This is a genomic window from Archaeoglobus sulfaticallidus PM70-1 (assembly GCF_000385565.1).
Taxonomy (GTDB): Archaea; Halobacteriota; Archaeoglobi; order Archaeoglobales; family Archaeoglobaceae; genus Archaeoglobus_A; species Archaeoglobus_A sulfaticallidus.
The window spans coordinates 1,578,633-1,601,723 of sequence record NC_021169.1 but is presented as its reverse complement, the minus strand read 5'-3'; the positions used below and the strand labels follow the sequence as shown (position 1 = coordinate 1,601,723).

Here is a 23,091-nt window from a genome sequence, read left to right as displayed (position 1 = left end):
ATTTGATTACTTACCTCTCCTCTCCTTGGACTTCGGCCTGAGTCCTTTGTAACCACACTTTCTGCATGTGGTGGCCTTTATTGGATTTCTGGCGTTACACTTCATACATATCTTGACATTGAATAACCTTGCCTCAGCTTCCGGAAATCTTGCCATTTCTCATCACCCTTGTTCTTTATATCTGCAAAGAAATCACAATGGCTATTTAAGTATTTTGTTGAAGGCGTTTTTATGGGGACATCTAGGGCAGAACCTGCTAAAAAAGTTTTAATATTGTCTGATAAAGGTATTATCATGAAGATTCTTGAGGTCAGCGATGAACTATATCTGATCGATCTGCCTCACGAAAGAAAGGGTTTCAGGAAGTTCATCAGCACATGGGTCTTCAAAAGCAATAAAAAAGCCTTTCTTGTGGATGTCGGTACAACTAAAACCGTAAAACTCCTTGTTGAAGCTCTTAAGTATCTTGGGGTTGAAGATGTGGAGTTCATCTTGCTGACTCACATTCACATAGATCACGCTGGTGGGCTTGGAAGTTTTCTGGAGTACTATCCGAATGCTAAAGTTGTTGTACATGATAAGGGTAAAAAACATCTCATAAATCCCGAAAGGCTTTGGGAAGGAAGCTTAAAGGTCCTTGGAGATATCGCAAGAATGTACGGAGGAATCAAGCCGGTTCCCGAGAAAAATATATATGAAGGCGATGTTGAATTTGAGGGAACTGAGGTTGAGGTAATCGCAACCCCCGGACACGCGCCCCACCACAACTGCTATATCTATGACAGGTACATCTTCGTTGGAGAGGCCATAGGAGTTCATCACTACCTCAAAACATGGGATTTCTACCTACGGCCAGCCACACCACCTAAATTCGTGTACGAGGTTGCTAGGGAGTCAATAGAGAAAATACATGACAGTGGTAACTTTACAGCCTGTTTTGGGCATTTTGGATATGAAGAGGATAGCAGAAAGATGGCCGAACTGGCGATGGATCAGATGGATCTGTGGGTTGAAGTTGTTCAGGAGATTGCTTGCAAGAAAGGTTACAGGGATGAAAAGGAAATAATAGAACTTTCAAGAGAAGAGCTGACGAAAAAAGACAATCTCTTCTCGAAGATATCGTACCTTGATGAAGACATTATGGACAGAGAGGATTACTTCGTGAACAATACCCTCTCTGGAATCGTGGGTTATGTGAAGGAGAGATTCTGTCCGGATTAGCCGGATTGGCCATTTTACAAAATGTCGCTACGAAAGCCCTCTGATTCACGGTACTTCACAAAGTAACAAGCGTTGAAGTTGTGTTAACACTTACTATTAGGTGAGAATATTCATATTCCTTCCTGTAATTGTTAACTTTTAATCCTCGCGCCATTCGTCTCGATTCACTGTAGATTGTTAAAATCGTTAGATGCTAGAAAGTACAGTCGTACTCCTCCTTACAACGATTCAAGTTTTAAGGTGCACCACAAACCTGCTCTCACTTTCAACAGGGCATAAATGAATATATAAAGTACTGGCAGTGTGATCACGTAAATAAACTCTTCCAAACTTCAACAGAACAAATGCAGACTCGTCTTTCAACCTAATTCGCAAATTTTATTTTAGGTTTCCGTTAATCATCAAATGCCATGATAGACTACTATTCAGCCGGAAAATGGGAGGAATTCGTCGTTACGAAAATCACTCCCATAAGAGATTATGCAGTGGCGCTACTAAACTTTTGGAAATTTTTGAAGGACTTGGACGGTAAAGATACGTCATACGTCCTCAAAAAATATCCAAAGTTTGACGTGGTGTTTTTAGGTGGTGTTAACGAAAAGAAGTATAAAGAAAACAGTTTTGCAAAGGCTATTAAAGATATGTTCGGAGCGGAAATTGCTGATTTAAACTCATACCAAGCATTCGTCTTACAAGGTTTAGAACCAGCAGTTCCAATAATGGTTCATAAAACACAAATTGTAGGGTGGATAGAGCTAATAAAAGATGTTGCAGAATTAATTATTAAAAAAGCTGATATAAATTCAAATCAGAAAGAGGTGGTTGTATCAAAGGATGAATACATAGAGCAACCAGATAAGGTGTTTAAGGGGTTGCAGAATCTTTTACAACACTGCTTAAACGTCTGTGTCGGCTATGACAAATATATGACTTTTATTTGGAACATCAGAAAGATTACGAGAAAATATTTAGAGTTAGCATTTCCAGAAACTAAAAACGGAGAAAAATTCCAATTTTTAAGGGATTTTCTTGGATTGACCGAAATTTTTGCTCCAGAGGTTGAGGATGAAAAACTAAGAAGAGATTACACGATTTATGGATTTCCCAACGTGTATTCCGATTTTGACGTTAGCGATTGGTATGCTGATACAATCAATCCCGATGAATATCGGGAAGTGGATAAGTTGATGGTTGTTTTAAAGGAGAAAGTAAATACACTTGGTGGACTTTTACTTTGGTTGAATAGACTTATTTGGCTTTTGTTTGACTATTCATACTACTATTACTATTCATATCCTTTAAAAGACGTTGTTGAAAACCTCCCAAACCCACGAAGGGAGTACTTAGACGTATGTAGAAAAGAGTTAGAAAGATTAAATTGGAGTTGGAAAGATAACGAATATCTATATAATATTAAAATCTATGATGGCAGTTATTCACGCAAACATGCATATTACAATCTAAGGATATACCTAATTGATAAAGATTTGATAAAGGACGAAAAAGGAGTAGTAGTTTCAAGACTGTTTGGATTCCTCGACCAAATGTCACCAGCGTTGTTTTTGGGGACTTACGAGCTTGTATTAAAAGACGATGCCACATTTATGTTAGTCAAAAGAGAGTGAAAATTATGGAAATCGAAAAAGAATACAAAGCCGTACATGAGAAAGTATTGGAGAGGAAAAGAAGAGAAATAGAAGAGGCAAAATCAAGCGGAGAAATAAAATCCAAAGCCAAAAAACAGAAAAACCCAAACAAAAATCAGAAACAAGACGTTTTGAGTTGGGGGTACGAGGAAAAGCTTTTACTTCCATCACAGATTTTAGTAAAACATTCACACAACCTCAAGCTAATCGAACTCGATAGGTCTATAACCTCAAAAAGAGAGATAAAGGCTGAATTAAAAATTCCAAAAATAGAATTGCTGAATTCTCCAAAAATCAAATTACTCGACTTAAAAATGGATTTAGCATTTAATGATAGAAAGGAAGAACTGGATATATTAGTTCCTGATTCCATTACTCTTGACGAAGCTTCATTAATCCTCAAAAGTTTTGACACAACAGTTAAAATGGCGAAAGATTACGAAGAAGTTCCAACAATTGAAAAAGAACTTGTTCAAACAAGTGAAGAACACTTAGATTTCAGTGCTATATCAGCAGAAAACGAACCCTCCGGTGGTAGTGAAGAAATTAAAGAAGAAACACCAGATATTGTGGATCTCGTATTCGGTGTATCTAATAGCAGATTGTCATCAAAAGGACCCAAAATAGTGCTGTACAGAGAATTAGAAAAGGACAGCACAATTGGCAGCTTTGAAACCCTCTGCATAATGATTTACAGAGAAAAAACAGGAGGCTATCTAAGATTCAAACCAATAAAAGAGCTGGATGAGTTCAACGTAATGGAAATTGGGAAGTGGATGGAAGTTCATGGGAGTTTATTTACGATAGATTTAGACTGTAACAAAAAGAAAGTCAGAGAATGGTTCACTCAGAATAATTTAAGAGAACCTATAAGAAGAGCTATTATAGGTGATGTCGGCTTTATTATTTTCAAAACGCGTGACGCGGAGCTGTATGAGCACTGCAAAAAAGTGCTGGAAAAATTAGAAAAAGAAATCGAGCATCCCTTGAACATCATGTACGTTGAGCCAAGACGGTTGTCATTCGAGGAAAAGAAAGAGCTTTCAAGTTTGGTTTGGGGATGTCTCAACTTGAACTCAATCCCATCCGTTTTTGTGGAAGAGAAAGGAGTAGAAAGACCCTATGGCGCTACTTTCGACGACATCTTCAACAAATATGCTCGAAGAGAATTCGAAGAAAGACTGGAGAAGCTGGAGGGAAGCGCATACAGTATGGCAACCAAACCACACGAAGGCGAATCGCCAGAACACAAGCAGATGAAATGGTTCGTAGTGAAATGCCTGACCAAGGAGCTGATAAAGAAGGGAATAATAAAACCCGAAAATCCGAGGAAACCAAAGAAATACGAAATTGATAAAATAATAAAAACGGAAGAAGACACCAGAGAGTTTCTAGGTGGTGTAATCGCCGACGTAATGGATACAAGTAGCAACGAAGTTTACGAGGTAGAAACGCTGTTCGCTCAGGATACTGAAGGAAAAACCGTGGAAGAAAAGATCATTTACACGATTGAAAAATACAAAGAACTAACGAATGTCAGAAAAATAAACATAATTATGGACAATTTCACGTTTTTAAGACATTTTAAAACGCTGATTGACATCAAAGAGAACGAGCCAGAAGAGATAAGAGAAAAAGTGGAATTCTATACTCTTGACTTGGAAAAAGAAAAATTAGTTCCTCTTAAAGAGATCAAAAGGAAATTAAGGAACATACATATCACAATAAAAGCAGGTTGGCTGTATTGAACAGCGGGGGAAACAGCGATAGAAGAACAACGACAAATGCTGTTCTTCTAGCCCATATCTGACTTCCTTTTCTTATCGCCATTATCTGTAGAACAAGTATTAAAGCACTAGGAATTTTCAGTGTGATGTAAGCTGGCAGGTTGAATGAAATCAACCATCTCATCAGTGGGTTTACCTCCACAGCTCCACGTTTTAAAAACCACACTGTTGTGAGGCAATCACAGGTCTGACCAAAAATGATTGTGAAACAGGCTCAGGAAGCTTCTGAGGGTGGATGATGCACCTGAGATTAGAAGCTCGATGTGGGTGTAGATGGGTGTGAAACCCTCAGAAGCAAGAATCTCCCCACTAAAGTTGGGAGAGTGTCAAAAACCCAAAGAATTATATCTTATTAGAGTAAATTTAACAGGATGATCCCGGTAGTCAGCGTGGATGGCAAGGAGCTACCAGTTTTGATCCACGGAATTTCCCCTTTCATGGGGGCTGGGCAGTTTGGTAGCAGGGCTGAGGAGTATCACAGGAGATTCTACAGTAACCCCGGCTTGATTTCTCAGTTTTTCATATATTTCTCATCGAAGTGTTACCCGTGCATTCATATAGCTCCTTATCCTCCAATAATTGAGGCTGTTGAACTGACTGCAGAGGTCAGGAGCATAAATGTTATTGCGACAGTTGAGGATGAAAGCGAAATTGAGCTTATAATTAACTTTGATCCGATAATAGTATTTCTGCATGCATCAGTAACGGATCAGCTTGATATCGAGAAAATACGATCTTTTGCAGAATCCTGCCATGATCTGGGTATAATTCCGGGAATAGCCACCCACAAACCGGGTTATGTTCTGCCAAAGATCGATGAAATCGAACTCGTGAGGGCATATATGGTTCCGATCAACCCAATTGGGCTGTACATGGAACCCTCATATGACACTGCACTCCTAGCAATAGAGAATTCAAAGAATTCCGGAAAATACATTTTTGGAATAAAAACCCTTGCTGCCGGGAGGATAAATCCCTACAAAGGATTCCCATTTGCTTTCAAGTACTCTGATTCGATAATAGTTGGTTTCACCGAACTGGATCAGATCGATGAGGCATGCAGGATTGTTAAGAAAATATTTGAATTCTCTCGATAATCCTCTCGATAACTTTTGAACATGTGTATAACTCTTCTATCACAACGCATTCGTTGTCTGAGTGTAGCCCGTAACCTCTCGGGCCATAATAGAAAGCGGGAACTCCATACTTCCTGACATGCCTGGTATCTCCAACACCCAGACTGCACACGGCTACAGGCCTCATGCCGAAGTCTTTTATGGAATCCCTCAGGATTTTGAGAAACTCTATATCCTTTTCAGTGTTGGTACCATCTATCAGGATGCCGAATGGCTGGAGAACTCCGTTTATCCTGAACTCTGCATGCTCGCTGTATATTGCATCTCTAATTTCGTCTCTGCCGATCCAGGGTGCAAACCTTATATCTGCGGAGATCGTGCATTCAGGAGCAACAACATTTCTTTTGACACCTCCTTTAATCACTGCAGGATTGAAAATTGCATGTGAGATTCCTCTGACCTCGAATTCAAAACCCAGTCCTTTGAAGAAACTTTCAAAATTTGCATAGTCTCCTTTAAGCGATGAGATCTTTTTTGTGGTTTCGATTATGTACTCTGAAGCTCTGTATATGGCTCCCTTTCTGGAATCCTTGCTTGCGGTATGACCGGACTCCCCTTTTATGGTTATGTCTGCTGAGACAACTGAAGCCTGCAAGGCCCCAACTCTGTCTGCACCAAATGGCTCCCCTACCAGAACAAAATCGGCTCTCTCCTTCTCGAAAACATATCCCAGTCCATTGATGCCCCCTACCTCCTCATCGCATGTGAATGCAAGCTTCAATCCAACATCCGCTTTCGAGTTAAGGGCTGCATGAATATATACGGCCATACATCCCTTGGCATCGCATGATCCCCTGCCATACAGTTTCCCATCAACTATAACCGGATTTAGTAGGGCATCATGTGATGGAACCGTATCCATATGGGTTGTGAGCATGAACTCTGGCTCCCCTCTCTGAATCTCCACGATTAGGTTTGGTTTTCCCTCAACCTTCTCAACAATCCTCGTTTTGTACTCGGAGAAAATATTCTCGAGGAATTCCACAACTGCTGTAGTATATCCTGGAGGGTTTCTTGAATCGATTTTGATGAGTTCCTGAGTTAGCTTCAGCGGATCTGTTAGATTTGCTGAAGGCATGATACAATTAGCTGAGAATAAAATTTAATTCTTCCTGTTTTTTTGCTTACTTCTTTACCTATAGGAAAAACTGGAGGATGTATTTTATCGCTAAAACAATGATCAGGACTGAAAGTCCAATTCTAATTACTCTCTCGGGCATGAACTTCTGCATTCCGGCTCCAACATACATCCCGAAAAACCCACCAATGCCTATCGACAGCCCCTGAATCCAGTTCGGAGAGTACCCGAGAATTGAGTAGTATGCGACTCCAGCAATGGAGGAAATGAATGTAGCGAAAAGCGTAGCTCCAGCAGTGGTGTATATGGGAAGGCCGAAGACTGATACAAGAATGGGAGCAATCATAGCCCCTCCACCAACACCGTAAGCCCCACCAACAATCCCGATCAGGAAGGCAATAAGGAAAACCTTCAATACAGAAAAGCTGTATGTTCTGTTTGAGAACTCATAGACAACTTCTCTAATACTAACTTTTACTATTCTGGCTACTCTCACCTCTCTCCTTTCAGACTTTTTTGTGTAGAGGAGTCTTAGGCCAAGATAGAGCAGAACAACCCCTACAAAAAGCTTGAAGTTCTTCGGATCTGGAAGGTATGTCACCCTTATCAAAGCCCCTATGAATATTCCAGGCAAGGTGCCAAAAGCAATAACTAACGCCAGTGGTTTGAGAAACCTCCCTTCTCTAATGTATCTGTAAACCCCACTTGGAATCGCGACGATGTTGTAAACGAAGTTCGTTGAGCTAACAGCAGGACTGGAGAATCCAAGGACGCTGATCTGGAATGGAAGTATGAGAAACGCTCCCGACACTCCTGCCTGGGATGTGAATGATGAGATGAGAAAAGCGAATAATGTTACAAGAATGAAGTTTGATAGATCCATACTGGTTCTAACATTCCAAACTTAAGTTTTTTTCCTGAAACTACTTCAGATTTCAGTTATGTTTGCAGCTAACATTGCAAATCTTAGCCACAAAGGACAATAAAAGAGAAAAGATCATAACTTTTCAATGTAATCCACCATGTTCTTGAAGATTATCCATCCATCTCCATGTCCTTCTGGACTCCACTCGCAGTCAAGGTAGCTCCACTCGTGCATAACCCTCTCCGGATGTGGCATCAGCCCGAGAACATTTCCCTTTGCGTTGCAGATCCCAGCAATATTGTATATGCTTCCGTTTGGATTCCAGGGATAGCCAGCATAGTCTCCGTTCTCGTCAACATACCTGAAAACGATCTGATCGTTCTCAACCAGCCTATCTATGTAAATCCCCTCCATGCCCTTCGGGAAAACAACCTTTCCCTCCGCATGGGCAACGGGATATACAACAACCCTGTTATCTAGGCCCTTCGTGAACATACACTTCCCCCTGTTTTCGTGCCTGAGGTAGCTCATCCTGCACTCAAACCTGTTGGAGTTGTTGATTGCGAGCACAATCTCCGGCTTCTCTGACAGCTTATCCTCAAAGCCCGGTAGTGCACCGAGTTCAACCAGGACCTGAAATCCGTTACATATACCCAGAATAGGAAAATCGTTGTTTATGAATTCCTCAAGATCTCTCTTCAAAACGCTCTTCATTCTTGCTGAAAAAATCGCTCCGGCTCTGACGTAATCTCCGGCAGAGAACCCACCAGGGATGACAATCCCCGTGTAGTCCGTTATCTTCCTCTTCTCGCTCTCCTTTATCATGTCGCTGTAGAATTGCTTTAGATGCACAGCCTCGGCAAAAGCTCCAGCGGCCTTCAAAGCTTTAACTGTTTCATCCTCGCAGTTGGTTCCCTCAATCCTCAGAACAGCTATTCTTGGCTCCATAAAAACCACCTCAGACCACATACCTCGACAGACCATTTCTCCACAGCTCTTCCGCCTCGCTAACGCCCATCTCGAACGCAATGTTGCTATCGTTGAATGATATGCTATCTTTTGATACGCAGCCTATCTCAAAAGCTCTGCAACCTCTTTCCATGAGGAAAGCGATGAACCCCTGTGCATCCTCTTCTGGTAGCTCAACAATCCATCTGGTGTTCGATTCGGAGAACAGCTTGACATGGGCATCTCCAGCAATTCCCCTGAGATCGATCTCAGCTCCAAGACCTTTTCCGAAGCACATCTCAGCTATTGCGATAGCTAAACCACCACCTGAGATGTCGTGGCATGCAAGAACTTTGAACTCCTTAAAGGATTCAAGCATGGCATCGCTGTATGTTTTAAGCCTTTCAGGGCTCGTTCTTGGAACGAGATAGCTTTTCTGTCCAGTAACTGCCGAATAAACGCTCCCACCAAACTCCGCTTCTGTCTCTCCGACAAGCACTATTGAGCTTCCGACCCTCTTGAAGTATGAGGTTATAGCATTCCTTATGTCTTCTATAATACCTATGCCCAGCAGTGTTGGAGTTGGTGCCACAGCAGAATGGGGTGTTTCGTTGTAGAAGCTCACATTACCGCTAACACACGGCAGGTTAATACCTCTAGCCATCCAGCCCATCGCCTTAACACTTTCAACGAACTCTCCCATCCTCTCTGGCTTCTCCGGGTTTCCGAAGTTCAGACAGTCAACGAATGAATGGGGCTTTGAGTTCACAGCGATAAGGTTCCTGATCATCTCATCGAATGAGCTTGCAGTACCCCAGAATGGATCAATCTTGGTCATCCAGGGGTTGACATCTGCTGTTATTGCCAGACCCCTCCACGATTCAGTTGGTTTGATTATTGCTGAGTCTCCATGGGTCTCCCTGTTAATTCTCCCCTGCAGCGGTCTTAAAATCGTGGATGCTCTGACCTGATGATCGTACTGCCTGATAACCCATTCCCTGCTCGCCACATTCGGGTGCTGGAGCATATCCTTGAAAACTCTCAGGTAGTCTTTTGGCGGATTTATCCTTTCCTCTCCCTTAACCTCAACTTTCTTCGGCAGGTAACTCCTGCAGTATTCCGGGCCGGATGTTACGAACTCTATGTCCATGTCGTAAACCTTGAAGTCTTTGTAGTAAACCTCAAGCGTCTTCTCAGCCTTAACCTCTCCAACGACGGTTGCCGGCACATCCCACTTCTCGAAGACGTACAGCACCTCATCAACCATCTCTGGCTTGGCGGTGATCATCATCCTCTCCTGACTCTCTGAAACCCATATCTCCCAGGGAGCCATATCCGGCTCTTTTAGCGGCACCCTGTCCAGAAACACTCTCGCTCCGAAACCAGCAGCCAGAGCCATCTCTCCTACAGCACAGCTAAGCCCTCCACCGCCGAGATCTTTCATCCCCGTGATCAACTTCTTTTCTATTACCTCCAAACATGCATGAATCAGGGGTTCCTTGATTATCGGATTACCAAGCTGTACAGCCCCTCTCGACTCCTCTTCGCTTGTTTCTTTAAGCTCCGCTGAGGCAAAAGTTACACCATGTATTCCATCTCTCCCAGTCAGACCTCCGGCGAGGATGAATATGTCATCCTCTCCTCCAGCCCTGCTTGGCACAATATTCGATTTCTTCGCAATTCCTATGCATCCAACATTGACGAGGCAGTTTGTGAGATAGCTATTATCAAAGAATATCATTCCGGAGACAGTTGGTATTCCAACCCTGTTCCCGTAATCTCTTATTCCTGCAACAACTCCGGATAGCAGATATAACGGATGCTTCGTCCCCTTAGGCAAAACTGAATGCGGAAAGTCCGGTTTTCCGAAAAAGAGGGGGTCAATCAATGCTACTGGCTTAGCCCCCATGCATACAACATCTCTCAAGATCCCACCTATGCCTGTTGCCGCACCGCCGTAAGGCTCTATGGCTGAAGGATGGTTGTGGGATTCGAAGGCAACAACATAAGCGTGATCTTCATCGAACTCAACAACACCGGCATCCTCCTTTATTGCTGAGATGACATATTCAGACTCGATGTTGAAGATGAATTGTTTCAAGTAATATTTTGAACTCTTGTAACAGCAGTGCTCACTCCACGCCTGTCCCAGAGCTTGAAGCTCAATATCGTACGGATTTCTGCCTTTTGCGATGAAATATTCTTTTATTCTTCGCATTTCGTCAACGCTCAGCGATAAACCGAGTTCATCGCTGATAGCTTTCAGCATTTCATCATCTGAGTTTATAATGTCTATCTGATATAGTGGAAAAGGCACATCCACTTTCTTCAGAACCTTTTCAATCATAATCTCCACCATCAGGATATCCAGTTTATTGAATATCTCTGGATTACTGGGTTTGCGAGAAGTTTCTCACACATTTGTTTGATCTCTTTTTCAGCCTCCTCTCTACTCTTTGCATCAATCTCAATTCTGAAAACCTTTCTCGTTGACACATTTTTTACATTATCAAATCCAAGCAGTTTTAAAGCCTTCTTTGTTGACTCACCTTCGGGATCGGCGACCCCCTCCTTCAGTTCTATGTAAACATCCGCAATCATGGTATTCCTTGGAGGTAAAATGTATAAAAAGGTTAAGATTGATAGAAATTATTCAAAAGTTTAATATTTTTAAAAATTTTTTAGAATATCGCTCTAAATAGACAAATCCTGAAGTTTTATCGGATAGAAATTGAAAAATTTTTAACTTGTATGTATATTTACCCTATGTATTTTAACATAGGCTACAAAAAGATTTAAATGTCTGCTATGCTAATAGGATACATGCTTCTCGTGAAGGTAATCCCTTATTCCATAGGCAAAGCAGTTATAATGAATAAAGATGACTCGTATGAGCTTGGATTGATTGAAGGAGATAGAATCAGACTTTGCAAAGGAAAGAGCGTTTGTGTAGCAGAGGTAAACATTACATCTGGCATGGTAGCTTCCGGGGAGATACTGATCCCGAAAGAGCTTGCAGATTTGATTGGTGTTGTGGATGGAGATGAAATTGAGATCTATCCTGTAAAGAAGCCAGAATCCGTTATATATATACGGAAAAAAATGGAGGGGTATAAGCTATCCCTCGACGAGATAAGATCGATAATTAACGATACCGTTTCCGGTTCTCTCAGCAATATCGAGCTAACAGCCTTTATCCTTTCAAATTTCGTTAATGGGATGGACTTCGACGAGATCGAGTGGATGACCAGGGCGATGATAGAGACTGGAGAGACAATAACCTTTGAAAGGGGGATAGTTGTTGACAAGCACAGCATCGGAGGTGTTCCGGGGAACAAAACGGCATTGCTTTTAGTCCCGATCGTTGCCTCCTCTGGCCTACTGATCCCAAAAACAGCATCAAGAGCGATAACATCAGCAACGGGAACTGCAGACACCTTTGAGGTGCTGGCAGATGTTAATCTGACTGTTGATGAGATTAAGGAAATAACCGAGAGGGTTGGCGGGGTTATTGCTTGGAGCGCTTCAGCCAACTTGGCTCCAGCAGATGACAGACTCATAGAGATTCAGTACAACCTCCAGATCAGTCCCATACCTCACTTCATAACGAGCATAATGTCAAGGAAATCTGCTGTTGGTGCAAAGCATGTTGTTGTTGACATCCCTGTTGGAGAGTATGCGAAGGTTACATCGCTTGATGTTGGTAAGGAGTTGGCACACAAATTCTCAGAGCTTGGCAGGAGGTTTGGACTCAATGTCACCAGCGTTATAACCAATGCCAGGCAGCCAGTAGGCAGAGCAATAGGCCCTGCCTTAGAAGCTAAAGAAGCCCTCAAGACCCTCGAGGAAAGAAAGGGCTCTTCAAGCCTGATAGAAAAATCTCTCGGCCTGGCAGGAATACTGCTCGAAATGAGCGGTAAAACCAGCAATGGCTATGAATATGCCAAGGAAATATTCAACTCAGGAAAGGCATACGAAAAGCTCAAAGAAATCATTCTTGCTCAGGGTGGAGAGATTACCAAGGCTGATGATGTTCCCATTGGAGATAAGGTTTACACGCTCAAGGCTACTAAAGAGGGAGCGGTAACGCATGTAAGGAACGATGTGATCGTAAAAATAGCCAGAACAGCAGGAGCTCCCAAAGACAAGGGAGCGGGAGTGTATCTCCATAAGAAGAGGGGAGAGGTAGTAAAGGTTGGTGATCCAATAATCACCATCTATGCTGAGAAGGAATGGAAGCTGGATAATGCGATAGATGTTGCACTGCAGGAAAAGCCAGTGGAGATTTCTGGCATGATATTTGAGACCTATCCATCATATATATGAGGTGTTCTGTATGAAACTGAAGGTTAAGCTGATCCCGTTTTATGTTAATGACAGGATAATTGCGATTTCAGAAAATGATGCGAAAGAGATAGGTGTTAGGGGTGGAGATAGAGTAAGAGTCTCCTGTGGAAGAAAGAGAGTTATTGCGGAAGTTAAGGTTATATCTGGGCTGGTTGAACAGAATGAGTGCGGTTTGACGAAGTATCTCATGGAGTTACTTGAGATAGAAGAGGAGGCTGTTGTTGAGATTTTTCCAGTTCCCAAGCCAGAATCCTTTAACTATATAAGAAAGAAGATTTTTGGTCACAAGCTGACAAAGGATGAGATATATGCGATTATTAAAGATACTGTTGATGGTTCTCTGAACGAAGTGGAGCTAACAGCCTTTGTCGCATCGAACATGCTGAGGAGCATGGACTTCGACGAGATCGAGTGGATGACCAGGGCGATGATAGAGACTGGAGAGACAATAACCTTTGAAAGGGGGATAGTTGTTGACAAGCACAGCATCGGAGGTGTTCCGGGGAACAAAATAACTCTTCTGATAGTCCCGATCGTTGCCTCCTCTGGCCTACTGATCCCAAAAACAGCATCAAGAGCGATAACATCAGCAACGGGAACTGCAGACACCTTTGAGGTGCTGGCAGATGTTAATCTGACTGTTGATGAGATTAAGGAAATAACCGAGAGGGTTGGCAGGGTTATCGCATGGGGGGGAGCAACAGAGATAGCCCCTGCTGACGACATAATCATCAGGGTGGAGCATCCGCTCTCAATCGATCCGAAACCGCAGCTTCTCGCGAGCGTTATGGCCAAGAAGGGGTCTGTAGGGGCCAAACATGTTGTGATCGACATCCCTGTTGGGAAGGGGAGCAAGGTTCCTGGGGTTGAGAAAGGAAGGGAGCTGGCAAACGATTTTGTGGAACTCGGCAGAAGGCTGGGGTTGAATGTCAGATGTGCGCTATCCTATGGAGGACAGCCAGTAGGCAGAGCAATAGGCCCTGCCTTAGAAGCTAAAGAAGCCCTCAAGACCCTCGAGGAAAGAAAGGGCTCTTCAAGCCTGATAGAAAAATCTCTCGGCCTGGCAGGAATACTGCTCGAAATGAGCGGTAAAACCAGCAATGGCTATGAATATGCCAAGGAAATATTCAACTCAGGAAAGGCATACGAAAAGCTCAAAGAAATCATTCTTGCTCAGGGTGGAGAGATTACCAAGGCTGATGATGTTCCCATTGGAGATAAGGTTTACACGCTCAAGGCTACTAAAGAGGGAGCTGTTGAAGAGGTTTACAACAAGAACATCGTAAAAATAGCCAGAACAGCAGGAGCTCCCAAAGACAAGGGAGCGGGAGTGTATCTCCATAAGAAGAGGGGAGAGGTAGTAAAGGTTGGTGATCCAATAATCACCATCTATGCTGAGAAGGAATGGAAGCTGGATAATGCGATAGATGTTGCACTGCAGGAAAAGCCAGTAGAGATAACGGGGATGATACTTGACGCTTACCCATCATATAAGTATATAGGAGGTAGATAGATGAGTGGGCTGGAGGATGTAGTTGCATGCGAGACATCGATCTGCAGGATCGCGGTGGAAGAGGATAGAGGTGTTTTGGAGTATAGAGGATATGATATTCATGAACTTGCCAAGAACTCCTCGTATGAGGAAGTAGCCTTTCTCCTTCTGTTCGGAGATTTACCGAGCAAAAGCGAATTTGAAAGCTTTAAAGAAGAGCTTGCGATGAAACGAGAGCTTCCACCACAGATAATTGGATTGCTAACGCATTTGCCCCCATTTACACACCCAATGGTTGTTTTGAGAACAGCTATATCTTATCTCGGATCGATGGACAAACACATTCAGTACAAGAGCCACGAGAGATCGATTGAGAAGTCGATAAGTCTGATAGCCAAGTTTCCAACAATAGTTGCATACTTCCACAGAATCAGAACCGGACAGAACCTGATACATCCGAGAGAGGACCTAAGTCATGCCGAAAACTTTCTGTATATGCTTCATGGAGAGGAACCAACAGAAACGATGGCGAAGAGTCTGGATCTCGACTTCATTCTTCATGCTGAGCATGAGCTCAACGCATCAACATTTGCTGCGAGGATAGCAGCCTCAACGCTCGCTGACATGTATGCCTGCATAGTTGCAGCCACTGGAACTCTCCTCGGCCCGTTGCATGGGGGAGCGAGTCAGAAGGTCATGGAAATGCTGAGGGAGGTTGCCGTACCATGGAGGGCTGAGAGTTATGTGCGAGAAAAGCTGGAAAACGGTGAGAGGATAATGGGTTTCGGTCACAGGGTTTACAGGAAGGTAATGGATCCGAGGACGATAGAGCTCAAGATTCTGGCGAAGAAACTGGCCGATGAGAAAAATCCAAAGTGGTATCAGATCAGTGAAGCGATTGAGGAGGCTGTGTATAAATATAAAGGGTTGCTACCGAATGTCGACTTCTATTCGGCAAGCGTTTATGCAAATCTCGGAATCCCTGATGATCTTTTTGTGAACATATTCGCCATCGGCAGGATTTCTGGATGGTGTGCTCATGTCATCGAGCAGTACGAAAATAACAGGCTGATAAGACCAAGAGCAGAGTATGTCGGATCTCAACAGAGGAGGTACGTACCTCTCAGCGATAGGGAATGAGATTTCTTTAGTATTCAACCAATATTGCTAAATTTTCTTTAAAATTTATTCTCATTTTCTGAGTAAAAGAGGGCAATAGGATTTAGAGTCAGAAAAATTTTTTAATAGGTTGTTATACGATGATGTATGGCTGAGAGGTTTGAGTTTTCTGAAAGGCTTAACGCGATGCCACCATACCTTTTTGCCGAAATAGACAGAATGAAGGCTGAAAAGATTAAGGAAGGTGTCGATGTAATAGACTTTGGTGTTGGGGATCCCGATTTGCCAACTCCTGATCATATTGTTAATGCTCTGTGCGAATCAGCGAGAAAAGAAGAGAACCAGAAGTATCCATCCTATGAGGGAATGCTGAGCTTCAGGGAGGCTGTTGCCGAATACTATATGCGCAGAAAAGGTGTAAAGCTCGATCCTGAGAAAGAAGTTGTGTCCCTTATAGGCTCGAAAGAGGGCATAGCCCACCTTCCGCTGGCTTTTGTGAACAGAGGAGATTATACCTTAGTTCCAGATCCCGGGTATCCGGTGTACCACGGAGCGACCCTTCTGGCGGATGGAAAGCCATATCATATGATACTTGAGGAGGAGAGAGGTTTCACACCGGATTTCGATAAGATTCCGGAAGATGTTGTTAGAAATGCGAAGATAATGTTCCTGAACTACCCGAACAATCCGACGAGTGCTGTATGTGATAAGGAATTCATAAAAAGCGCTATCGATTTCTGCTACGACAACAACATAATTTTGGCCCATGATGCGGCATACACGGACATATACTTCGAGGAACGCCCCTTGAGCTTTCTCGAAATCGATTCAGCATTTGATGTTGTCGTTGAGTTCAATTCTCTGTCTAAAACCTATAACATGACCGGATGGAGGATAGGGTTTGCTGTTGGGAATGAAACAGCCTTGCAGGGCCTGCTAAAGGTTAAGACGAATGTCGATAGCGGTGTCTTTCAGGCCGTGCAGGAAGCTGGCATAGCTGCTTTACTCGGAAGTGATGATGTAATTGAAAGAAATAACGAGATATACCGGGAGAGGAGAGATAAGCTTGTGAATGGCCTGGAAAAAGCGGGACTTAAGGTTTTCGTTCCGAAAGCTACATTCTATGTGTGGTGCAAAGTGCCTGATGGTTACGGAAGCATGGATTTTGCCAAGAAGCTGCTGAACGATGCTGGAATACTCGTCACTCCCGGAATAGGATTTGGGGAAGGGGGAGAGGGATTCGTCAGGTTCGCTCTCACAAGAAATGTTTCGGTTATAGAAAAAGCCGTTGAAAGGCTTGAAGGATTCGAATTCTGATGTTGGAAAAGCATGAGGGATGTGTATGTTTGGAGAAGATGACGGCATGCTTACAGTTGATGGAGTAAGAATAGATGAGATCGTGCAGAAAACCGGAACGCCAGTGTATGTTACATCCTACGGCAAGCTGATGGAGAACCTCAGGGCGTATAAGTCCGCCTTTCCCAATCAGAGGTTGCTCTATGCTGTTAAAGCCAATTACAATCTGGCCATACTCAAGATAATCCAGAAAGAGGGTTTTGGAGCAGATGTTTTCAGCATGGGGGAGCTGTATCTCGCCCTTTTAGCTGGATTCAAGCCTGAGAGTATTCTGTTCAACGGAAACAGCAAATCTGATGAGGAGATCCTCGCCGGGATAAGGGCTGGGGTTAAGTTCAGTGTTGATAGCCTTGATGAGCTCTACACGATATCCGACATGGCTATTAAGGAAGGCAAGGAGGTTGAGATTGCATTCAGAGTGAATCCCGATGTCTCTCCTGAAACCCATCCAAAGATAGCAACGGGGCTTAAAAAATCGAAATTCGGAATACCCTGGGAGCAGACTGTTGAAGCCTACCGCATAGCCTACGAACTGCCAAATGTGATACCCAAAGGCATACACTGTCATATTGGAAGCCAGATTCTCTCGGCAAGTCCGTTCATTGAGGCAATCAACAGGCTTTTTGATGTCTCTGCCGAGATACAGAAGATCGGGATTGAGCTTGAGTTCATGGATATCGGTGGTGGACTGGGGATAGATTATGAAGGGACGGGCTCTCTCAGCAAAGAGGATTTCTCAAAAGAGATACTGTCTGTCTTTGAAAAGAGGAGGGATGAGATCAATCCAGAACTGGAATTGTGGCTTGAACCGGGAAGAAGCATTGTTGGCGACACAACGGTTCTGATAACGAGGGTTAATTCGGTAAAAAGAGCCTACAAAAACTTCGTGGCTGTGGATGCTGGATTCAACACGCTCATTCGACCAGCGATGTATAACGCGTATCACAGGGTTAGCGTTGCCAACAAACTCAATAGAAAGAACGAGGAGGTCTACACGATAGCCGGGCCGATATGTGAGAGCGGCGACATTCTCGCAGAGGATAGAAAGCTGCCGGTAGTTGAGAAGGGAGATCTGATTGCCGTGTATGACGCAGGGGCTTATGGGTTTGTCATGAGCAGTCAGTACAACGGTAGACCGAGATGTGCGGAAGTGCTCGCCAAGGATGGTGAATTCTACATCATAAGGGAAAGAGAGGATATTGCAGACATAGTTGGAAAGCAGAAGATTCCTGAGCTTCTTTTTTGAATTTATTTCTATTGCTTTTGTGATTCTGGCTAAAGATCTGTGTGATACCATCTCTTCATGATTTCAAAAATTTGATATTTGAACTGCAAGACTTCTATGCACCTGATGATAATGATAAAGTTTTTAAGATGAATGTAATGTCAGAATGTTAAAATGAAAATGATTAAACAGGTATTGGCAAAGACCAAAACAATAAGGATAAAAACCTGGATTTTTGGATTAATCTTTCTTACGATAATATTATCCAGCATGTATGCTTTTCACAGTTATGTAATAAACGAATACGAGAGATTTGAGGTTAATGAGTTCCATAAGGATGTCGAGTTAGTAATGAACTTCTTGGACTCTCAAATAGGGTATCTTGAAAGGCTTAACACTGATTGGGCTTACTGGGATGATACATACTATTTTATTGAAAATAAAAGCAAAGATTATATAGAATCCAATCTCGTAAATGAGACATTTATCGAACAAAAACTCAATTTAATTGTTTTTATAAATCGCAATAAAAGTATAGTCTATGCAAAAGCTTTTGACTTTGAGAAAAATAGGGTGATCCCGGTTCCAGAACTGAGCCCGTATCTCGATTATTTGGCCAATGAGAGTAGTGGCTTCCTCAAAATTGATGGGGAAGTACTCATGTTTTCATCAAAACGAATTATCAAAAGTGATGGGAGTGGAGATCCAAGAGGGTGGCTTGTGATGGGTAGATTCGTTAATGATTCCTTCTTTAGAGCTTTGGGAATGCCCATCGGTATTAATATTTACATTGACAGATCCGATCATAATCAGACTATATCCATTCAGGATGGAAAGCTCATAACATACAGGCCAATCAAGGATGTTACAGGAAAAAACCTCTTCTTTTTGGTTTTTGAGAAGAAATCAAATCTTGAAGAGAGAAAAGCGGAGTTTCACGAGTATTTTAGCGCAGTATTCTTTATTGGAATTGCCTTTCTTGGGATCGGATCGGCGATATATCACATATCCATTAACGAGAGGATAATACGCCTGAACAGAGAACTTGATGAGCTTGCAAAGAAGGGAGATATATCAGGGAGGGTAACAGTTGACGGAGAAGATGGGATCGCAGAGCTTGCAAGGAACATAAATCTCGTTCTTGAGAGTGTAGAGAACTATCAGAAGAGCATCGAGAACGCCAGAGACATTCTGGCAACATCAAACAAAATCCTCAGGCATGATATGCTTAACAACTTAACAGTACTGAGAGGTTTGTTTGAACTGATTGAAGATGATAGAAGAGAGATCGGTTTCAGGGCGATAGACAGATCATTGAATCTTATAGATGAAATGAGAGACATGGAGCAGAGCGTAAACATTGATAAGTTACAGGTATATGACCTGAAGGATGTCATCGAAAGCATCGCATCTGGATACGATATTGAGGTTAATGTAAACTGTACATGTAAGGTAATTGCGGATCCCGCAATTTACTCGGTCTTCGATAATCTGATAAGGAATGCGATACAGCATGGAAAAACTGACAGAGTGGATATCACTTGCAGGAAACTGAACGGTTTCTGTGAGGTTAGAGTTGCCGATTATGGTACTGGAATCCCGGATGAAATAAAAAACATGATCTTCGAAGAAGGGTTCAAGTATGGCGAGAAGGCTGGTACTGGACTCGGTATGTATATTGTCAAAAAACTTATGGAGAGATATGGTGGAAGCGTTGCAGTTGAGGATAACAAACCTAAGGGGACCACTTTCGTTCTGAAGTTCAGGTGTGTGGAGTGATTTGAGGTTTAACGAGAAAGCTGGAAAGGTACGGTTCTGGATTGCGTTAATGGTGTTAACTCTAGACTAATTTTTTTAGATTAACTTTATCAACAGTAAGGTTTGGTAACGCAATAAGGACGCAGTAGGGGGCGATATAATTGGAGAATGTAAAGGAATTGGAGTTTGAGGGTCACCTGATAGATTCTATGATATTTCCCAAGGTTCTCGATACGATACTCGATCTTGACGGAGAGTTCGAGATACTGGAGTTCAGAATAGGAAAGAAAAAGACGGATACTAGCTATGCAAGGATAATGGTTATGGGAAAAGACCCTGGGCATTTGCAGAGGATACTTCAAGAGTTGCACAAGCTGGGAGCGAAAATCCCTGATGCTGAGGAGGTGGAAGTGGCTCCCGCCCCGGATGATAAAGTCCTACCAGAGAACTTCTATGTCACAACAAACCATCCAACATATATTAACTACAGGGGTAAGTGGCTGGAGGTAGAGGACATCAGCATGGACAGGCTGATAGCGGTGAGGAATGGCCGAGCTGAATGCGTTGCGATAGATGAGGTGAAGAAGGGCGATTTAATAGTGGTTGGTGAGAAAGGTGTTAGGGTAATCCCACCAGAGAGGCCGAGGCAGTACTCTCATTTTCAGTTCATGGGTGGAACTGTCAGCAGTGAAAGGCCGAATGAGGAACTCGTTGAAGCTGTTGCCAGAGAGATCCTCGCAATAAAGAGCAATGGCGGTAAGATTGCCGTTGTTGCTGGCCCTGCAGTAGATCATACCGGGGCGAGAGATGCTCTGGCTGGGATGATAAGGGATGGCTACATAGATCTGCTTCTGTCGGGCAACGCGTTGGCTGTCCACGACATCGAGATCTCGCTCTTCGGCACATCACTCGGCATGAACCTCGAAACCGGTAAGCCGGTGCCGGGGGGGAACAGACACCATCTGAGAACGATAAGCAAGATAATATCTCTTGGAGGGATCAGGAAGGCTGTTGAGAGCGGAGTTCTGAAGGATGGAATAATGTATGAGTGCATAAAGAATAATGTGCCTTTCATTCTGGCTGGATCGATAAGAGATGATGGACCTTTGCCAGAGGTTATAACCGATGTTATCGTTGCGAAGAAGGAGATAAAGAAGGCTCTGAGAGGCATAAACATGGTATTGATGCTCTCAACGATGCTTCACAGCATAGCGGTTGGGAATTTGCTGCCCTCAACTGTAAAAACAATATGTGTGGATATAAATCCAGCAACCGTTACAAAGCTCATAGACCGAGGGACAGCTCAGGCGATAGGTATTGTCACCGATGTAGGGTTATTTGTGCCTTTGCTGTATGAGAAGCTGAGGAGTTTGAGAGAGTGAGGGGCTGAGGATATTATGGATGAGATGACCTATTCAAAAGCAGGTGTGGACATTCTGGAAGAAGAGAAAGCAATAAAATCTCTTGCGAAGAAGATAAAGTTCGTAAGGGAGGGTTTTGGCAGGCCAATTCTCACGGGGCATTATGCTGGGGTTGTAGACCTCGGCGATTTTGGTATAGCGATAACAACAGATGGAGTGGGCTCAAAAATTATAGTTGCCGAAAAGATAAGGAAGTTCGACACTGTTGGTATAGACTGCGTTGCGATGAATGTCAACGATCTGATTGCGATAGGGGCAGAGCCATTGGCCTTTGTTGACTACATTGCGATCCAGAAACCAGATCCGGAGATAATGGAAGAGATAGCGATTGGGCTGGAGGAGGGTTGCAGGATTGCGAACATAACTCTGGTTGGAGGGGAGACCGCAACCCTGCCAGAGATTATCAATGGCTTTGATCTGGCAGGAACTGCGATAGGATGGGTTAAAAAGGACAGGATCATTACAGGAGAGAGCATTCAGGATGGGGATTTGATCATCGGTCTGCCAAGCAGCGGAATTCACAGCAATGGACTAACCCTCGCGAGGAAGGCAGTAGAAAGTGCTGGATACAGTTATTTCGACGAATTTGAAGGAAAGACAATCGGAGAGGAGCTTTTAACTCCAACGAGAATTTATTCCGAGCTTGTTGGATTGTGGGATAAATATGAAATTCACGGAATGGCTCACATAACAGGTAGCGGGCTGCTGAAGCTCAGAAGGTTGAAGGAGATGAAGTATGTGATAGACAACCCACTCCCTCCTCAGAAAATATTCAGATTCATACAGAAGGCTGGAAATGTTAGCGAGAGGGAGATGTACAGGACCTTCAACATGGGAATGGGCTTTGCCGTGATAGCGAGCGAAGATGTGGCCAAGGATATTGCTAAAGAGCTTGACTGCAGGATCGTTGGGAGAGTTGAAGAAGGGAATGGAATTTTTGTTAAAGACCTGAGAATCGATTGATTTTTGGTTGATTTAGCTGTCAAACTTCATTCTTCTTTTCCTCGTAAATTTTTACAGCTTCATTCCATTCTTTTTCAGTTAACAGAGGATCTCTCGCATTGTTCATGAGAAAAGCCTCTGTTCTTTCGAGGCATGTTCCGCAACTCAGACAGGGTCTTTCCTTACCTTCATAGCAACTCCATGTGAGCTCATAGGGCACACCGAGCTTCAGACCGAGGCCAACGATCTCTGATTTCTCTATGTCCACAAACGGAGCCTTAAGCTCAACAGGTGTCCAGAGGTTTGCCAGATACAAGGCTGCATCCATCACCTTTACGAACTCCTTTCTGCAGTCAGGATATATGCTGTAGTCGCTCTTGTGTGCGGCATAGTACACCTCTCTGATGTTCTCTTTGACCGCATAGCCTCCAGCTATTGCGAGCAGTATCATGTTCCTGTTTGGGACTATTGTCAACTTCTGCGTCTCTTCGGTATAGAAGTCCTTTGGAACCTCTTCTCCACCGGTTAGTGAGCCTCTGGAAATTAGTTCATGGATCGAAGTGATATCAACGACTTTGTGCTTAATTCCCAATAGTTTTGCTATTTTTTTCGATGCATCAACCTCTCTCGCATGTTTCTGCCCGTAGATGAAAGTCAGTGCGTGAACTTCGTAGCCCTTGCTGATCAGATAGTACAGCAGCGTTGTGGAGTCCACCCCACCGCTGAAGATCAGTACAGCATGCATGAATG

20 protein-coding genes are annotated in these 23,091 nt (G+C 43.3%); 12 read left to right on the top strand and 8 right to left on the bottom strand.

The annotated features are described in order from the left end of the window. Positions 1-6: 6 nt before the first annotated feature. On the bottom strand, positions 7-156 hold the full coding sequence (locus ASULF_RS08670) for a 50S ribosomal protein L40e (RefSeq protein ID WP_015591351.1): 150 nt from the start codon (positions 154-156) through the stop codon (positions 7-9). 138 nt (positions 157-294) lie between these two features. On the opposite strand from ASULF_RS08670, the gene ASULF_RS08665 reads away from it, so the two are divergent. The 3 genes from ASULF_RS08665 (at position 295) to ASULF_RS08655 (ending at position 4,615) form a co-directional block, all read left to right on the top strand. Next, positions 295-1,221 (top strand): MBL fold metallo-hydrolase, encoded by a 927-nt coding sequence (locus tag ASULF_RS08665; RefSeq protein WP_144060530.1) that lies wholly within the window; start codon positions 295-297, stop codon positions 1,219-1,221. A 410-nt stretch (positions 1,222-1,631) separates the two neighbouring features. After that, the gene (locus tag ASULF_RS08660; RefSeq protein ID WP_015591349.1) at positions 1,632-2,846 is read left to right on the top strand and encodes a hypothetical protein; all 1,215 of its coding nucleotides are present in this window, start codon (positions 1,632-1,634) and stop codon (positions 2,844-2,846) included. Between the two features lie 5 nt (positions 2,847-2,851). After that, entirely contained in the window at positions 2,852-4,615 is a 1,764-nt protein-coding gene (locus tag ASULF_RS08655) for a hypothetical protein (protein ID WP_015591348.1), read from the top strand. On the opposite strand, the gene ASULF_RS11760 is transcribed toward ASULF_RS08655, so the two are convergent. Next, positions 4,587-4,796, bottom strand: coding sequence for a DUF5658 family protein (locus ASULF_RS11760; RefSeq protein ID WP_236609678.1), 210 nt, complete (start codon positions 4,794-4,796; stop codon positions 4,587-4,589). The genes ASULF_RS08655 and ASULF_RS11760 overlap by 29 nt on opposite strands. A 229-nt stretch (positions 4,797-5,025) precedes the next feature. Between ASULF_RS11760 and ASULF_RS08650 the strand changes: the two genes are divergently transcribed. After that, positions 5,026-5,751, top strand: a complete 726-nt coding sequence (locus ASULF_RS08650; protein ID WP_015591346.1) for an aldo-keto reductase family protein — start codon at positions 5,026-5,028, stop codon at positions 5,749-5,751. Here the strand turns inward: ASULF_RS08650 and ASULF_RS08645 are convergent. The 5 genes from ASULF_RS08645 to purS form a co-directional block, all read right to left on the bottom strand. Beyond that, positions 5,723-6,868, bottom strand: coding sequence for a M20 family metallopeptidase (locus tag ASULF_RS08645; protein ID WP_015591345.1), 1,146 nt, complete (start codon positions 6,866-6,868; stop codon positions 5,723-5,725). The two genes, ASULF_RS08650 and ASULF_RS08645, sit on opposite strands and share 29 nt — an antisense overlap. Positions 6,869-6,926: 58 nt before the next feature. Then, the gene (locus ASULF_RS08640; protein ID WP_015591344.1) at positions 6,927-7,751 is read right to left on the bottom strand and encodes a sulfite exporter TauE/SafE family protein; all 825 of its coding nucleotides are present in this window, start codon (positions 7,749-7,751) and stop codon (positions 6,927-6,929) included. Between the two features lie 114 nt (positions 7,752-7,865). Continuing rightward, positions 7,866-8,681 (bottom strand): phosphoribosylformylglycinamidine synthase subunit PurQ, encoded by an 816-nt coding sequence (gene purQ / locus ASULF_RS08635; RefSeq protein WP_015591343.1) that lies wholly within the window; start codon positions 8,679-8,681, stop codon positions 7,866-7,868. Positions 8,682-8,691: 10 nt separating this feature from the next. Continuing rightward, positions 8,692-11,028: a phosphoribosylformylglycinamidine synthase subunit PurL gene (purL, locus tag ASULF_RS08630; RefSeq protein ID WP_015591342.1), complete on the bottom strand. Its 2,337-nt coding sequence runs from the start codon at positions 11,026-11,028 to the stop codon at positions 8,692-8,694. An 11-nt stretch (positions 11,029-11,039) separates the two neighbouring features. Continuing rightward, positions 11,040-11,282 (bottom strand): phosphoribosylformylglycinamidine synthase subunit PurS, encoded by a 243-nt coding sequence (purS, locus tag ASULF_RS08625; protein WP_015591341.1) that lies wholly within the window; start codon positions 11,280-11,282, stop codon positions 11,040-11,042. 222 nt (positions 11,283-11,504) lie between these two features. On the opposite strand from purS, the gene ASULF_RS08620 reads away from it, so the two are divergent. From ASULF_RS08620 to purM, 8 genes are all read left to right on the top strand, one after another. Then, on the top strand, positions 11,505-13,007 hold the full coding sequence (locus tag ASULF_RS08620; protein ID WP_144060528.1) for an AMP phosphorylase: 1,503 nt from the start codon (positions 11,505-11,507) through the stop codon (positions 13,005-13,007). Between the two features lie 10 nt (positions 13,008-13,017). After that, complete coding sequence (locus ASULF_RS08615; protein WP_015591339.1) at positions 13,018-14,541, top strand: AMP phosphorylase; 1,524 nt, start codon at positions 13,018-13,020, stop codon at positions 14,539-14,541. Beyond that, a complete protein-coding gene (locus ASULF_RS08610) occupies positions 14,542-15,660 on the top strand; it encodes a citrate/2-methylcitrate synthase (protein WP_015591338.1) in 1,119 nt (372 codons plus the stop codon). It abuts the gene before it with no gap. 126 nt (positions 15,661-15,786) lie between these two features. Next, positions 15,787-16,956, top strand: coding sequence for an LL-diaminopimelate aminotransferase (locus ASULF_RS08605; protein WP_015591337.1), 1,170 nt, complete (start codon positions 15,787-15,789; stop codon positions 16,954-16,956). 25 nt (positions 16,957-16,981) lie between these two features. Further along, positions 16,982-18,241 (top strand): diaminopimelate decarboxylase, encoded by a 1,260-nt coding sequence (gene lysA, locus ASULF_RS08600; RefSeq protein WP_015591336.1) that lies wholly within the window; start codon positions 16,982-16,984, stop codon positions 18,239-18,241. 153 nt (positions 18,242-18,394) lie between these two features. Then, entirely contained in the window at positions 18,395-19,999 is a 1,605-nt protein-coding gene (locus ASULF_RS11415) for a sensor histidine kinase (protein WP_015591335.1), read from the top strand. 140 nt (positions 20,000-20,139) lie between these two features. Further along, the gene (locus ASULF_RS08590; protein WP_015591334.1) at positions 20,140-21,360 is read left to right on the top strand and encodes an ornithine cyclodeaminase; all 1,221 of its coding nucleotides are present in this window, start codon (positions 20,140-20,142) and stop codon (positions 21,358-21,360) included. 15 nt (positions 21,361-21,375) lie between these two features. Next, a complete protein-coding gene (gene purM / locus ASULF_RS08585) occupies positions 21,376-22,362 on the top strand; it encodes a phosphoribosylformylglycinamidine cyclo-ligase (protein ID WP_015591333.1) in 987 nt (328 codons plus the stop codon). Between the two features lie 19 nt (positions 22,363-22,381). Here purM and queC read toward each other — a convergent pair whose 3' ends face one another. After that, positions 22,382-23,086, bottom strand: a complete 705-nt coding sequence (gene queC / locus ASULF_RS08580; RefSeq protein WP_015591332.1) for a 7-cyano-7-deazaguanine synthase QueC — start codon at positions 23,084-23,086, stop codon at positions 22,382-22,384. Between the last annotated feature and the right edge of the window lie 5 nt (positions 23,087-23,091).